A 15,618-nucleotide genomic window follows, 5' to 3' on the forward strand; every position below is an offset into this window, starting at 1 on the left:
CATCAATCAATCTTTCTTGCTGATAAAAGCAGAAATCGTCTTTGTACAATTCTATCTCATTTGCAAATATGTGTCTAATAATACGAAAGTTACAAGATCTGCTTGTCAATATAATTAATTTTCCCCAACTAGGTGGATTTCTTTCATAAAAAACACTTCGGTCAGACAACCGAAGTGAAGAAAGTTAAATGGATTCTTTTTTAGACAGCTCGATAGAAGCCGGAATCACCTGATTGTGCGCCAAATTATTGACGAGTGCGACGTCAAAAACTTCACTCAAATGAGTAACTGGAACAATCCGGATTCCCTTAATTTCATTTAATATCGATTGCATATTTTCTTCAGGGATAATAACGGTTGTGGCACCCGCTTTTTGAGCAGCCTTTACCTTAGGGTATACGCCGCCGATTGGCTTCACATTTCCATGAATGCTGATTTCTCCCGTCATCGCCACTTTGTTATCAATCGGTACTTTGTAAATGGCAGAATAAATCCCCGTTGCCATTGCAATTCCTGCGGACGGACCATCAATTGGAACCCCGCCTGGGAAATTAACATGTATATCGAAATCACCAGCTGGTACACCCATTGACCGTAGAACGGTAATAACATTTTCAATCGAACCCCGTGCCATACTTTTCCTGCGGATGGATTTCCCTTGTCCGCCAATACTTTCTTCATCCACAATCCCGGTAATGTTAATCGTTCCCTTATCTTTGGCAGGGATGACCGTTACTTCGATTTCCAGCAATGCCCCCGTATTTGGACCATAAACGGCTAGCCCATTTACAAGGCCAACTCGGGAATCAGCATTAATCTTTCTTTCCATTCTTGGTGACAGTTGACTGGAATGTGCCACCCATTCTAAATCTTCGTCTTTTATAAAATTTCGTTCATCGGTAATGGCCAGCCCTGCAGAAATTTGAATCATATTAACCGCTTCGCGCCCATTTCTCGCATATGTAGATAAAATATCTAATCCGGTTTCACTAATATCTAATTTCACTTTTTCAGCTGCTTTTTGCCCTACTTGAATGATTTCTTCTTGCGTTAAGTCTCTGAAAAAAACTTCCATACAGCGGGAACGAATCGCAGGCGGTATTTCACTTGGAGTTCTTGTTGTTGCACCAATTAAGCGAAAATCTGCCGGCAGTCCATTCTTAAAAATATCATGGATATGTGTAGGGATCTGATTATTTTCTTCATGATAATAGGCACTTTCAAGAAATACCTTACGATCCTCAAGAACTTTTAATAACTTGTTCATTTGAATCGGATGCAGCTCGCCAATCTCATCAATAAATAGTACACCGCCGTGAGCATTGGTAACTGCGCCTTGCTTTGGCTGTGGAATCCCCGCTTGTCCCATTGCTCCTGCACCTTGATAGATCGGATCATGAACAGACCCAATTAGCGGATCGGCAATACCTCTTTCATCAAACCGAGCCGTTGTCGCATCTAATTCAATGAATACAGAGTTTTGTTTAAATGGAGATTTTTGATTTTTCTTCGCTTCTTCTAAAACTAATCGAGCAGCTGCTGTTTTCCCTACCCCAGGCGGTCCATAAATAATGACATGCTGAGGATTCGGTCCGCATAGCGCTGCTTTTAATGACTTTATACCATCTTCTTGTCCAACAATATCTTGAAAGCTAGTCGGACGTACTTTTTCAGCTAATGGTTCTGTTAATGATATTGATCTCATCTTTCGAAGCTGTTCCATTTCCTTACGGGATTCCCGATCAATGGAAACCTTTTGTGTCCGTTGGTTCCTTAGCAAATTCCAAAAATACAGCCCAATGATAATTCCAAAAAACAGCTGTATAAATAAGGCAATCCCCGTCCAACTCATAATTTTCCCTCCTGCTACAGTAAACTTAAGTAGTTGTTTATAAGTATTTCCTGCATAGAGAGGGAATAAACCACAAATTGTAAGAAACTGTTTTTGTTGTCATGTATAATCTGCAAAAAAAAGAACCCAGCGATTATACTGGGTTCTCTAGGGTTGCATATTTTAAGCAGATTTTTCTTCTGCTACAACGGTTCCGTCTTCTAAGACAAGCTTTGGAAGACTATTGTCGACGACCGTTTCTTTGGTAATGATACACTTCTGAATATCATCACGAGAAGGAAGGTCAAACATAACATCTAGCATGATTCCTTCAATGATAGAACGTAATCCACGTGCGCCTGTTTTACGTTCAATCGCTTTCTTCGCGATCTCACTAAGGGCGCCTTCCTCGAATTCCAATTCTACTTCATCGATTTCAAGCATTTTTTGATATTGCTTAACTAATGCATTCTTAGGCTTCGTTAAGATTTCAATTAATGCTGACTCATCTAACTGCTCAAGACTTGCAATTACAGGAAGACGACCAATAAATTCAGGAATTAAACCGAAGCGGAGTAAGTCCTCAGGTAATACTTTAGAAAGAAGCTCTTTCTGTGTAATTTCCTGTTGTTGCTTAACATCAGAACCAAAACCAATAACCTTTTGACCTAAGCGGCGCTTAATGATTGGTTCGATTCCATCAAACGCACCACCGCAAATAAATAAAATATTTGTTGTATCGATTTGAATGAATTCTTGGTGTGGATGTTTACGTCCCCCTTGAGGTGGAACGCTCGCAACCGTACCTTCTAGAATTTTTAATAATGCTTGCTGTACACCTTCACCAGAAACATCTCTTGTGATCGATGGATTTTCTGATTTACGGGCAATTTTATCAATTTCATCAATATAAATAATACCCTTTTCAGCTTTTTCCACATCGTAATCAGCAGCTTGGATTAATTTTAAAAGAATATTTTCAACGTCTTCACCTACATATCCTGCTTCAGTAAGAGACGTTGCATCAGCGATTGCAAATGGAACATTTAGAATGCGCGCTAATGTCTGAGCTAATAAAGTTTTACCACTTCCAGTTGGTCCAATCATAGCGATGTTGCTCTTAGAAAGTTCAACGTCATCAATTTTACTGTTAGAATTGATACGCTTGTAATGATTGTAAACTGCAACCGATAGCGATTTTTTAGCTTGATCTTGACCAATGACGTACTCATCAAGAATTTCACAGATTTCTCTCGGCTTTGGAACGTCTTTGAATTCTACTTCTTCTTCTGTTCCTAGCTCTTCTTCAACGATTTCTGTGCAAAGCTCGATACACTCGTCACATATATAAACACCTGGTCCGGCGACCAATTTACGTACTTGGTCTTGTGTCTTTCCACAGAAGGAACACTTTAATTGGCCTTTTTCATCATTAAATTTAAACAATTCTTTCACCCCTTGAAAACGTGTTGTAACACTATTTAAAGTTGCGTAACACAAACAAAAATCATTTCATTTTTCGATACGATTCAGTGGTATGTATTGCATTGTAACACATGGACCCAGCGGACTGGTAATAAAAAGCCTTCTTCAACTATGTTTTTGTGAAAGCGGATTTTTGTTTGGACACACTTTAAATGATTCCTATGTACCCATTAAGCATAACCACTTTTCAACAAATTAAATCTTTGATAAAGCTGGTTTTACTTAATTCGCTATGTAATTCTGTTTTTCCTGCCTGCTTGTTAAAAAGGTTTCCCTGTCCTTATTATAATATGTAATTGAAAAAATGTATAAAAACAGGCACGATAAAATCGTGCCATGTTTTAACAATACTTATTTATTTTTTATTTTCGATTAAGAATTCAACCGCTTTTTGCTTTTGAAGATCGCCTTTGATACCATCAACGCCGCCAAGTGCTGCCTTAATGTTATCAACCGTCATGTTGTACATGCCAGCCATTTTTTCAAGCTCAGCATTAACATCTTCGTCAGATACTTCAATGTTTTCAGCTTTTGCAATTGCTTCAAGCGTTAACGCAACGCGAACACGGTTAACAGCTTCTTCTTTCATTTGCTCACGTAAAGCATTTTCATCTTGACCTGAGAATTGGAAATACAGCTCAAGGTTCATACCTTGCATTTGCAGGCGTTGTTCGAATTCTTGAAGCATACGGTTTACTTCGTTTGTTACCATAACTTCTGGAATATCAACTTGTGCATTTTCAGCCGCTTTTTCAACTAAAGAATCACGTAGGTTGTGCTCAGCTTCGTGCTTCTTGCTGTCTTCTAAACGAGTTTTGATTTTTTCTTTTAATGCATCTAATGTTTCAACTTCGTCATCAACATCTTTAGCAAACTCGTCATCTAATGCAGGAAGTTCTTTACCTTTGATTTCATGAACCGTTACTTTGAATACTGCTGGCTTACCAGCAAGTTCAGCTGCATGGTACTCTTCAGGGAAAGATACTTCTACGTCTTTAGATTCGCCAGCAGCTACTCCTACTAACTGCTCTTCAAATCCTGGAATGAAAGAGCCAGAACCCAATTCAAGTGAATGATTTTCAGCTTTTCCGCCTTCAAATGCTTCACCATCAACGAATCCTTCAAAGTCGAGTACAACAGTATCGCCAAGTTCAGCCGTACCTTCTTCTTTCACTACAAGCTCAGCTTGACGGCTTTGAAGAGTTTCTAATTCTTTTGCTACATCTTCGTCAGTTACAGTTGTGTCGAACTCTTCTACTTCTAAACCTTTGTACTCGCCTAATGTTACTTCAGGCTTAACTTGTACAGTCGCTTTGAAGATAAGTTCTTTGCCTTTTTCCATTTGCTCGATATCGATATCAGGACGGTCGATTGGCTCGATACCTGCTTCGTCAATTGCATTTCCGTACGCTTCTGGAAGAAGAATATCTAATGCATCTTGATAAAGTGATTCTACGCCAAAACGCTTTTCAAACATTGGACGAGGCATTTTTCCTTTACGGAAGCCAGGTACATTTACTGTCTTAACAACTTTATTAAAAGCTGCAGTTAATCCTTCATTTACTTTTTCTGCGCTTACTTCAACAGTAAGGACACCCGTGTTTCCTTCTAACTTTTCCCATTTTACTGTCATACTATTTCCCTCCAACAATCTATTATCATTTCATTCGTAACGAAATTGGTAGGATATGCCTTGTACATGATCCTTTTTTATGTAAAAGATAGTTTTACACAATGCAACCCTTACATTATAACACAGGATTTTTTTCTTTCAACAGAGTTACCTATATATTGGGATAAGAAATTTCTTCTAATTCTCTTATTTTTGCGAGTGCCAGCTCTATTTTTTCGGTAGAAATCTCGTATTCATCTGAAATATCATCGGCATCTGGTTCTCCGCCTAGATAATTAAGAACTAGCAGGTTAAAGGCCGCAGCCCAGGCCGACACAGCTTCAGGCTTGAGCTCAAAGGGATAACTTATAAAGAAAATCCTTTCTACCATCCCTTTAATATTTTCAAATAGAACAGGGTCACTATTTTCTAATTTTGCTTCTAGTATATTTTCTATTTCCTTCATTCGCGGCTGCGTTTGAATGTCTGGAAGTTCTGTGGGGACAATGCTTAAGTCCTCATTAAACTTTTTCACCACTACTTCCTTATCATATTCCTGCTCTTTTAATAGGGTCAGGAGCATAGTTTTTAAGAATGGATGGCCATCCTCTGAGTTTAAATACTCTTTGATTTCATCCATATAGGGACGAATATTTTTCTCTGCCAAACTCGAAATCGCCAGCATTTGCTCATTTAAATTTTTTAGAGAAGATAGTTTAAGCTCTTTCAGATGGGTCTCTTTTTTTGCTTCTTCAACTGGTTCCTGCTGACTATTGTCAGCCATCCGTTTGCTGAATTGCAGGATGGTGAGGAAATGATCATGCCTGTCCGGTGGAATCTCTTTTTCGTCAAACAGGGCTTCAATGGTTGAAACAATTTCCTGATATTCATGCAGCTGTATTAAGATGGTCAGATACAGATCGACCATATGAAAATAATCGCCAATACCTTTTAAGAGCATTTCATTCGCAAGTTCTTTTGCTTTTATATAGGCTCCTGCTTCAAAGTAAGCAAGCACGAGACCTATTAATATGTCACTATTTTCTGGGTCATGGACCCTCGCTTCTTCAAGCAGGGTAATGGCTTCTTGATATCTCTTGTTCTGAAGGCTCTCAAGTCCCTTATCCGTCAATCTCTTTTCGAGTCCGGGAAGGAATATTATATTATCTTTCCGTTTCGCTCGTTCCCGTTTTTTCATACTTTGTACCGTCCTCTGCACGAAAAGCGTCAGCGCCTTGTCCAAGGAAAAAAGTAGTTCATTTTTTCCCTGGGGCGACCAGCGCTGGAGGGCCTGCAGGTGAAGTCTGGTTTTTGACTTCATTAGCAGGACCGAAGCGCTCGAGCCCCTAGGCGCTAAAGCTAGACATAATCTATATGGAAAATAGTGTAGCATGAATTGTAAGAAAAACAAAAAAACTCACCTTGTTAAAGGGGAGGGAGAGCAATTGTTGCCGTAAATCCGATATTGCTTGTTTACGGGCACAATTACGAGGTTATTGTTACCCTAAATCCATTACTGCTGATTTATAGGCACAATCATGGGATTATTGTTACCCTAAATCCATTATCGCTGATTTATCGGCACAATCATGGGATTATTGTTACCCTAAATCCATTACTGCTGATTTATAGGTACAATCTTGGGATTATTGTTACCCTAAATCCATTACCGCTGATTTATGGGCACAATCCTGGGATTATTGTTACCCTAAATCCATTACCGCTGATTTATGGGCACAATCATGGGATTATTGTTACCCTAAATCCATTACCGCTGATTTATCGGCACAATCATGGGATTATTGTTACCCTAAATCCATTACCGCTGATTTATCGGCACAATCATGCGATTATTGTTACCCTAAATCCATTACTGCTGATTTATCGGCACAATCATGGGATTATTGTTACCCTAATTCCATTACTGCTGATTTATCGGCACAATCATGGGATTATTGTTCCCCTAAATCGATTTCTGCTGATTTTCGGGCACAATCCATTTGCAGGATTAACAAAACAAAAAAACTCACCTTCTGAAGGTGAGTAATATTTATTGGTATGTAGTTAAATGGCGTCCCAGGAGAGATTCGAACTCCCGACCGTACGCTTAGAAGGCGTATGCTCTATCCGGCTGAGCTACTGGGACGTAATAAGTATTTCAACGACAAGATTTATTATATAATCCATATACATTAAAGTCAACATCATTTTAAAACTTTTTTAAAAAATAAAATGGGGGGAAGAAGAAATCTTCCCTCATCCTTTTGGCAAATCAAATTCAAACGCCAAATCTTTAAGTTCCCGTCCACTGATGTCATAGACAGACATTTTGATTTTTGCATCTAATAACTCTAAAATGACATACGTTTTTTCTAAGCGTTCCCTTGGCATGCGTATGCTCCCTGGGTTCAAGAACAAAGTATTTCCAATAACTTCTGCTCCTAATACATGAGAATGTCCAAAACAGACAATATCTGCACCCATCTCTGCTGCCTTGTATTGTAAGTTCATTAATGAGGATTTAACTGAATACTTGTGACCATGAGTAACAAAGAACTTACGTTCAGCAATCTCCGTGGTAGTTTCCAGCGGATAAGCGCCAAAATCGCAATTTCCCTTCACCGTCAAATAACCATTCATCACTTTCTCGTCTGGCATCATTTCAGAATCGCCACAATGAATCATTAAATCTACTTCGTTCATGTGCCGCTCTCTTAAAATCTCGAGCTCATTCGTTAAACCATGGCTATCACTAACAATTAGAACTTTGCTCATGATTATTCCGCTCTCTCCACTATAGAATCTAAGATACCTTCAAGCTTTTTCAATGCATTCGCTCGATGACTTATTTTATTCTTTTCATCGGAAGATAGTTCTGCCATCGCGCGGCCTTTTTCCGGCACATAAAAGACAGGATCATACCCAAATCCATTTGTTCCCCTTTGTTCCACAAGAATTCGTCCTTCACATGTCCCGGCTACGGTGATGGTTTCTTGCCCTGGCACAGCTACTGCCAGTGCACAATAAAATCGAGCCGTACGCTCTTCTTCAGGAACCCCCTGCAATTCAAAAAGTACTTTTTCAAGATTTTTCTGATCGTTTTTAGGCTCCTCACCAGCATATCGTGCTGAGTATATACCTGGCCGGCCATCTAAGGCGTCTACGATTAAACCAGAATCATCGCCAATCACCATTTTATTTAATTGCTGTGAAACCGCTTCTGCTTTTAACGTGGCGTTTTCTTCAAAAGATGAACCCGTTTCTTCTACATCCTCTATTTCAGGATAATCAAGCAGTGTACGGACTGCTATCCCTCTCGGTGCAAAAATATGTTCAAATTCTCTTGCCTTGCCTGGATTTTTGGTGGCAATTATAACTTCCTTCATCTCCGTATCCCCTTATTTCTTTCGTCTTGCTTCAATTTTCGCTATAATTTCTTCCCCTAACGCACTTTTTTGATGTTCGAAAAGCTCCATCAGTCCTTCTTGAGCAGCACCTAAAAGGTCCTGAAGCTGTTGGTAAGAGAAAGTGGATTCTTCGCCGGTCCCCTGTAATTCTACGAATTCACCATTTCCTGTCATAACGATATTCATATCGACCAGCGCTTTAGAATCCTCTGCGTAATTTAAATCTAGAACGGTTTCGTTATTTTTTAAAATTCCCACACTGGTAGCCGCCAAATAATCTGTAATTGGGAATTTTGTCCCCTTTTTCTCACCGAGTCGATGGAGGGCAATCGCCATCGCGACAAATGCTCCTGTAATCGAAGCAGTCCTTGTTCCACCGTCAGCTTGTATGACATCACAATCAATCCACACCGTTCTTTCACCCAATGCAGATAAGTCAACAATGGCTCTTAATGCTCGTCCAATTAATCGCTGGATCTCCATCGTTCTGCCGGTGACCTTCCCTTTTGAAGATTCACGAATGTTTCTTGTTTCCGTTGCACGAGGGAGCATAGAATATTCAGCTGTAATCCAGCCTTTGCCTTCGCCGCGCATAAAAGGCGGAACTCTTTCCTCAATGCTTGCCGTACAAATTACCTTTGTATTCCCAACGGAAATAAGCACTGAGCCTTCCGGGTGCATTAAATAACCTGTTTCAATATGTATGGGTCTTAATTGCAGTCGTTCTCTTCCATCAACACGCAAATTTGTTTCCTCCTTATGTATGGGAACACCTCTCCCACCGTTTTTCAGGCAATCTTTAAAAATCAAATAAAGAAGAGGAAGCCTAAAGGCAACCTCTCTGATTGTCACTATATAGTATATCAAAAATCTATTTTTAGAAACTACCTGTATTGACTTTTTCTGGACGAGTGACTGGCTCGGATACTTTTTCACCTTTATCGTTTACCAGTTCTGCCTTGCCATCTACTGTAACGGCAACACTTTCAATCCCCTTTTGTTCCGTTAATGAAAGGACAAGAGCGTTTAATAAATGTTCAGAAACAATTTTTTCTTCAAAGCTTCCATAGATGGATTTATTAAAGTTTAAGGTTACCTTTCCATCTTCAATTTTCGGAGCTTCTAGAAGTTCAACGTCTGGCATAAACTCCGAAGCCAAATTAGATTTAATATTTGGTCCTTTTACAAGTTCATTCACAACTGCGACGACATTATTCTTTTCGCTCGTGCTAACCCGTTTTGTAACAGGTACATAATAATAAGCTCCTTCTTCACCGCCGATGTAATAAACGGTGACTGGCTTTGTGTTTGTAATATCTGTAACGCCGGCAGTATCATGATTGATACCTGTAGCTCTGGATAGATTCTCACTGATTGGCGTTCCATTTACAGGCATTTCTGTTAAATCATGTCCGTTCATCTGAAGCTTTACCTTTTTCACTGTATCAAATTGTGTGAGTGTCCAAGTTACTGCTTCAAGGATCTTTCTTTCATCTTCAGGCTGATAGTTCTTAAACTCCTTCGAGAAGTCAACCACCGCTACACCATCTTTAATGTTAACGGAAACTTGTGTTTCTTCAGGCAGCACAGCGCGAAAATCATTAGGCAGCATGTCTGTAACTGGTCCGTTTGCAACCAAGTATTCTAAGGCTTGCTTCGCTACGGAAGAAGTTTTTGGCAGTGTTAATGTTTGCGGCACCACTAACCCATCTTTATTAATTAAGTATAACTCTGTTTTTACTGTTCCTTCCACTTCTTCACTCTCACTCTTACCGGTGGTTTCCTTAGTCGGGTTTGTATCGGTTACGGTAACCTGCTTTGGCGGATCCACCTTTTTCTGCTCTTCACTACCGAACAAACCACACCCCGATAATAGAAGTGTTGAAGCAAAAACGGCTGTAACAAGGGGTTTTACTTTATTTTTAGACATATTTTTTCCCTCCTAAGACAGTTTGTACTATCATGTATACGAGCCTATTAAAATAATTAGACCGCCTTTAGAAAGAAAAATAGGACATTCTTTCATTTTTTTGAAAAAAAAATAAGCTCCTTTAATAGGAACTTAATTATAATTTAATCTTTTTAACATTATTGATGGGTACTCCGAGCCACTGCGAAGCGATTTTTGAAAAGATATACCTAGACCCCGTGGTATAAAATTCATGCTCTGGTTCAATCTCATCTGATTCCAGTATATTGTTATACTGGAGAATGGCACTAATTTCCCTTGCCGTTTCATCTCCAGAGCTGATTACATTCACCCTTTCACCCATTACCTTTTGAATAAGTGGTTCAAGCAAAGGGTAATGGGTGCAGCCGAGGATTAGCGTATCTAAATTTTGATTTTGCAAAGGCTTTAGCGCTTCGATGACAATTCTTTCAGCAATCTCCCCGTCATATTCACCACTTTCAACGAGAGGAACGAACTTCGGACATGCTTGTCCAGTCACATATAACCGGCTGTTTAATGCTTTCAAGGCTTTTTCGTAGGCACCGCTTTTGATCGTACCCACTGTGCCGATAATCCCTACTCGATAGTTCTTTGTCCGCTTGATAGCAGTGCGTGCTCCAGGGTAGATTACGCCAATCACTGGTATGCTTAGCTCATTTCGAATTTCATCCAGGACAGCGGCCGTTGCTGTATTACAGGCAATGACGAGCATTTTTATATTTTTTTCTAACAAAAATGTTGTTAGTTCCCAGGTGAATCTTTTTACTTCCTTCAGAGGTCTAGGGCCGTATGGGCACCTTGCCGTATCCCCTAAGTAAATAATTTTCTCATTCGGAAGCTGTCTCATAATCTCTTTTGCAACCGTTAATCCACCAACTCCGGAATCTATGACACCAATTGCTTGTTTCAAAATCTTCGCCTCTTTTTTTAACGCATATCTTCATGCAGTTTCATCAAGTTGGTTTGAAGTTGTTGAATTTCTTCTACTGAGAAATTAGTTAAAACTTCCTCTAAGTAAACTTGACGTTTCTTTATTACTTCATCTATGATTCTTTCGCCTTCTTCAAGTAAGTGTATTCTGACGACACGGCGGTCCTTAGGATCCTTTACCCTAACAACCAGCTGGTTTTTTTCCATCCGGTCGACAAGGTCGGTTGTCGTACTAAAGGCCAAATACATTTTAGTAGACAGCTCTCCAATGGTCATATCGCCATCTTCAAAAAGCCACTGCAGTGCCACAAATTGCGGCGGGGTAATTTTATAATGGCTGAGCATTTCTCTGCCTTTTTGCTTAATAATACCTGAAATATAACGTAAATCTTTTTCTATCCTTGCGACAATCTCAGCGCTAACCTTTTGTGAGTTTTCGACAGTCATTTCTATAACACTCCTATTTGAGGCTCCCTTTGCCTTGTTTTCGTAGACTTTAACCGTTCTTTCATCTTGCTCTATTTTCTACTTTTTTCGATAAAATTTCAAGTTGAAACATATCCCACTGTAAATTCATATGTATATATCTAGGTTTTTCCCTTATAAAAACATGAACCGGCCTCCCGTAGGATGCCGGTCATGATTAAAGTTCTAGCTCTCCCATACGAAGGAGCTCTACAACTGCTTGTGAACGCCCTTTAACACCAAGCTTTTGCATAGCATTGGAAATATGATTTCGAACCGTCTTCTCGCTTATAAATAATTCACCAGCGATTTCCTTAGTAGTTTTATCCTGTACTAAGAGTTCGAATACTTCTCTTTCACGTTTGGTGAGTAACGGCTTGTGAGTATATTCATTCTCCTTCAAGTATTGTGACCCTCCTTGCCTTCGCCAGTTATGAACCGTGGGGTGGGTATATATTTAGTCACGATATCTTATGTAAATGACACACCTAGAGTGACTAGAAATGCTTTAAGGAGAATAATTTTGTGAAAAAAATCAAATAAAAAAGTCCTCATGTTAAAAGGACTTTAAATGGGTTTAGCATATATGATATAGCGTTGTGGTGCGTTACCTACAAAACGGAATGGATAACAGGTGATGACGATTAATTCTTCCTTTATATTTTGCAAGGTAATGATAGTCCTATCTTCTGCATCTACAATCTTTGTATTCGTTAATTCATATTTAAATTTCCCGTTTGGCATTTGAACTTCAAAGATATCTCCAGGCTCCAGCTCTCCTAAACGACGAAATACAGTATCTCGATGTCCAGATAAAACGATCTGTCCATTTTCACCTGGAAAGTACGATCCCTTATAATGCCCGACTCCTTTTTTTAAATCGTTCGGGTCGGTACCTTCAATAATTGCTAATTCAGATTTAATCTTCGGTATCGTCAACAAACCTACCGTGTCCCCGAATTTAGGAGGATCGATTTTTTTTAGGTTCTTGACAGGTTCCTCTTCATCATATTTAGACTCTGCCTTGGCTACTATTCTTTTAGCCTCTTTTAATGAAGCATCCTTCATAAAATTAGTCTCAACGATTTGCCAAACACCGATTCCAATTACAACTAGTCCTGCCAATATTATAAGTAAAGGTAGCCTCTTCACCCTTCTATACCATCCTTTTTCCAACTTTGAAAAGATCTTACTATCAGTATACTAAAGGCAGTTTAAAAGTCCTACCCATAAAGATACAAAAACCTCCTTTTCGTCTAGAAAAGAAGGTTTTAAAAATTCACGTATCGATCCAGCTCCAGCGCCTAGGGGCTCGGGTTCATAAGCCAATCCGGCAAAAAGGTTAAAAACCAACCTTCTCGCCGGCTCGTCTTATGCCTGTCGCCCCTGAACAAGGCGCTTCCGCTTTTCTACGCATGGTCGCTTCCGAAGAAGTTTCTAAATGCTTGGATCGTGGTATCACGGTTTAATGCTGCAATTGATGTTGTTAATGGGATTCCTTTTGGACATGATTGGACGCAGTTCTGTGAGTTACCACAGTTAGCCAGTCCGCCATCGCCCATAATCGTTTCTAAACGCTCAGCTTTATTCATCTCGCCAGTTGGATGAGCATTGAATAAACGCACCTGTGAAAGCGGCTGAGGTCCAATAAAATCAGAATTGCTGTTTACATTCGGACAAGCCTCAAGGCAAACACCACAAGTCATACATTTTGAAAGTTCGTAAGCCCATTGACGCTTTTTCTCAGGCATACGAGGACCAGGTCCTAAATCGTATGTTCCATCGATTGGAATCCAAGCTTTTACTTTCTTTAATGCATCAAACATTCTGCTGCGGTCAACCTGAAGGTCACGTACAACCGGAAATGTTCTCATTGGCTCCAGACGGATTGGCTGCTCAAGCTGATCAACAAGTGCCGAACATGATTGGCGAGGCTTACCGTTAATCACCATAGAACATGCACCGCAAACCTCTTCAAGACAGTTACTATCCCAGGTAATCGGAGTAGTAGCTTGTCCTTTTGTGTTAACAGGATTTCTTCGAATTTCCATTAATGCAGAAATTACGTTCATATTTGGACGATACGCTAGCTCAAACTCCTCTTCATAAGGAGCAGAATCAGGGCTATCTTGACGGGTAACAATAAATTTTACTGTTTTATTTTCAGACATGTGTTCCTACTCCCCTTTCTTTTTTGCGTAGTTGCGTTCACGAGGCTTGATTAAAGAAACATCAATATCCTCATAATGGAAAGCTGGTGCAGATGTGCTATCAACAAATTTTGCCATTGTTGTTTTCAAGAAGTTTGCATCATCACGGTTCGGGAATTCAGGCTTATAATGTGCGCCGCGGCTTTCATTACGATTGTAAGCACCGATTGTGATTACTCGTGCCAATTGAAGCATGTTTTGTAATTGACGCGTAAAGACTGCTCCCTGATTGCTCCATTTGCTTGTATCTTGAATGTTAATATTTTTATAACGTTCTAATAACTCTTGAATCTTGTCATCTGTTTTTAATAGTCTGTCATTGTGGCGTACAACTGTCACGTTATCAGTCATCCATTCGCCAAGCTCTTTATGAAGAACGTACGCATTTTCCGTACCATTTAAAGACATAACGGAAGACCACTTTTCTTCTTGTTCCTTCACGTGACGATCAAATACTGTAGATGATATAGCATCTGAACTCTTCTCAAGGCCTTTGATATATCTAACCGCATTCGGTCCAACGACCATACCGCCATAAATAGCAGAAAGTAATGAATTCGCACCTAAACGATTGGCACCGTGCTGTGAATAATCACACTCACCGGCAGCAAAAAGTCCAGGAATATTTGTCATTTGGTCATAATCAACCCATAGCCCGCCCATTGAATAGTGCACGGCAGGGAAAATTTTCATCGGAACTTTACGTGGATCGTCACCCATGAATTTTTCATAGATTTCAATGATTCCACCAAGTTTAATATCTAATTCTTTTGGATCCTTATGTGAAAGATCTAGGTATACCATGTTTTCGCCATTAATACCCAGCTTCTGATCCACACAGACAGAGAAAATTTCACGTGTCGCAATATCACGTGGTACCAGGTTTCCGTACGCAGGATATTTTTCCTCTAAGAAGTACCAAGGTTTTCCGTCTTTATATGTCCAAACTCGTCCGCCTTCACCACGTGCTGATTCACTCATTAAGCGAAGCTTATCATCACCAGGAATAGCAGTTGGATGAATTTGAATCATCTCACCATTTGCATAATATGCACCTTGTTGATATACAATTGATGCAGCAGAACCTGTATTGATAACAGAGTTAGTTGTTTTTCCGAAGATGATTCCAGGGCCGCCAGTTGCCATAATAACAGCATCGCCCGCAAAGGATTTAATCTCCATCGTTGTGAGGTTTTGAGCAACAATTCCGCGGCAAACTCCATCGTCATCGACAACTGCGCCTAAGAATTCCCAGCCTTCGTACTTTGTTACTAATCCAGCTACTTCATGACGGCGAACCTGCTCGTCCAAGGCATAAAGCAGCTGCTGACCTGTAGTTGCACCAGCAAATGCTGTTCGTGAATGCTGTGTCCCGCCGAAACGGCGGAAGTCCAAAAGTCCTTCTGGAGTTCGGTTAAACATAACACCCATCCGGTCCATTAAATGAATAATTCCTGGTGCTGCTTCACACATCGCCTTAACTGGCGGCTGGTTAGCCAAAAAGTCTCCGCCATAAACGGTATCATCAAAGTGAATCCATGGAGAATCGCCTTCTCCTTTTGTATTTACTGCTCCATTCATACCACCTTGGGCACAAACAGAGTGGGAACGTTTAACTGGAACAAGTGAGAATAATTCTACTGGTGTTCCTTCTTCTGCAACTTTGATGGTTGCCATTAAGCCGGCTAAGCCGCCGCCAACTATGATCACCTTACCCTTACTCATTG

The 15,618-nt window shown here is 40.0% G+C and carries 15 protein-coding genes and 1 tRNA gene; 1 reads left to right on the forward strand and 15 read right to left on the reverse strand.

Features of this window, described 5'->3' with window-relative positions; all coding sequences use genetic code 11:
• Positions 1-184 precede the first annotated feature (184 nt).
• The 4 genes from lonB to ACIQAA_RS03510 form a co-directional block, all read right to left on the reverse strand.
• Positions 185-1,852 (reverse strand): ATP-dependent protease LonB, encoded by a 1,668-nt coding sequence (gene lonB / locus ACIQAA_RS03495; protein ID WP_402615019.1) that lies wholly within the window; start codon positions 1,850-1,852, stop codon positions 185-187.
• 162 nt (positions 1,853-2,014) lie between these two features.
• On the reverse strand, positions 2,015-3,277 hold the full coding sequence (gene clpX / locus ACIQAA_RS03500) for an ATP-dependent protease ATP-binding subunit ClpX (protein WP_402615022.1): 1,263 nt from the start codon (positions 3,275-3,277) through the stop codon (positions 2,015-2,017).
• A 394-nt stretch (positions 3,278-3,671) separates the two neighbouring features.
• Positions 3,672-4,949: a trigger factor gene (tig, locus tag ACIQAA_RS03505; RefSeq protein WP_402615025.1), complete on the reverse strand. Its 1,278-nt coding sequence runs from the start codon at positions 4,947-4,949 to the stop codon at positions 3,672-3,674.
• A gap of 151 nt (positions 4,950-5,100) precedes the next feature.
• Positions 5,101-6,126, reverse strand: coding sequence for a tetratricopeptide repeat protein (locus tag ACIQAA_RS03510; RefSeq protein ID WP_402615028.1), 1,026 nt, complete (start codon positions 6,124-6,126; stop codon positions 5,101-5,103).
• Positions 6,127-6,393: 267 nt separating this feature from the next.
• Here ACIQAA_RS03510 and ACIQAA_RS03515 point away from each other — a divergent pair, with 267 nt between their 5' ends.
• Positions 6,394-6,975 (forward strand): hypothetical protein, encoded by a 582-nt coding sequence (locus ACIQAA_RS03515; protein WP_402615031.1) that lies wholly within the window; start codon positions 6,394-6,396, stop codon positions 6,973-6,975.
• Positions 6,976-6,997: 22 nt separating this feature from the next.
• Here the strand turns inward: ACIQAA_RS03515 and ACIQAA_RS03520 are convergent.
• The 11 genes from ACIQAA_RS03520 to sdhA form a co-directional block, all read right to left on the reverse strand.
• A tRNA-Arg gene (locus tag ACIQAA_RS03520) sits at positions 6,998-7,074 on the reverse strand.
• 110 nt (positions 7,075-7,184) lie between these two features.
• Positions 7,185-7,703 (reverse strand): metallophosphoesterase family protein, encoded by a 519-nt coding sequence (locus ACIQAA_RS03525; protein ID WP_402615034.1) that lies wholly within the window; start codon positions 7,701-7,703, stop codon positions 7,185-7,187.
• Between the two features lie 2 nt (positions 7,704-7,705).
• Positions 7,706-8,314 (reverse strand): XTP/dITP diphosphatase, encoded by a 609-nt coding sequence (locus ACIQAA_RS03530; RefSeq protein WP_402615036.1) that lies wholly within the window; start codon positions 8,312-8,314, stop codon positions 7,706-7,708.
• A gap of 12 nt (positions 8,315-8,326) precedes the next feature.
• Positions 8,327-9,079: a ribonuclease PH gene (gene rph / locus ACIQAA_RS03535; protein WP_402615039.1), complete on the reverse strand. Its 753-nt coding sequence runs from the start codon at positions 9,077-9,079 to the stop codon at positions 8,327-8,329.
• A 133-nt stretch (positions 9,080-9,212) separates the two neighbouring features.
• Positions 9,213-10,265 (reverse strand): GerMN domain-containing protein, encoded by a 1,053-nt coding sequence (locus tag ACIQAA_RS03540; protein WP_402615042.1) that lies wholly within the window; start codon positions 10,263-10,265, stop codon positions 9,213-9,215.
• A 136-nt stretch (positions 10,266-10,401) separates the two neighbouring features.
• Complete coding sequence (racE, locus tag ACIQAA_RS03545; RefSeq protein WP_402615043.1) at positions 10,402-11,196, reverse strand: glutamate racemase; 795 nt, start codon at positions 11,194-11,196, stop codon at positions 10,402-10,404.
• 17 nt (positions 11,197-11,213) lie between these two features.
• Positions 11,214-11,663 carry a MarR family winged helix-turn-helix transcriptional regulator gene (locus ACIQAA_RS03550; RefSeq protein WP_402615046.1) on the reverse strand — a complete coding sequence of 150 codons (450 nt, stop codon included), beginning with the start codon at positions 11,661-11,663 and terminating at the stop codon, positions 11,214-11,216.
• Positions 11,664-11,859: 196 nt separating this feature from the next.
• On the reverse strand, positions 11,860-12,084 hold the full coding sequence (gene gerE, locus ACIQAA_RS03555) for a spore germination transcription factor GerE (RefSeq protein WP_009796032.1): 225 nt from the start codon (positions 12,082-12,084) through the stop codon (positions 11,860-11,862).
• A 164-nt stretch (positions 12,085-12,248) separates the two neighbouring features.
• Entirely contained in the window at positions 12,249-12,833 is a 585-nt protein-coding gene (locus ACIQAA_RS03560) for a class D sortase (RefSeq protein ID WP_402615049.1), read from the reverse strand.
• 257 nt (positions 12,834-13,090) lie between these two features.
• Positions 13,091-13,852, reverse strand: coding sequence for a succinate dehydrogenase iron-sulfur subunit (gene sdhB / locus ACIQAA_RS03565; protein WP_402615052.1), 762 nt, complete (start codon positions 13,850-13,852; stop codon positions 13,091-13,093).
• A 6-nt stretch (positions 13,853-13,858) separates the two neighbouring features.
• On the reverse strand, positions 13,859-15,616 hold the full coding sequence (gene sdhA / locus ACIQAA_RS03570) for a succinate dehydrogenase flavoprotein subunit (RefSeq protein WP_402615055.1): 1,758 nt from the start codon (positions 15,614-15,616) through the stop codon (positions 13,859-13,861).
• Between the last annotated feature and the right edge of the window lie 2 nt (positions 15,617-15,618).

Source organism: Neobacillus sp. NPDC093182 (assembly GCF_044754045.1).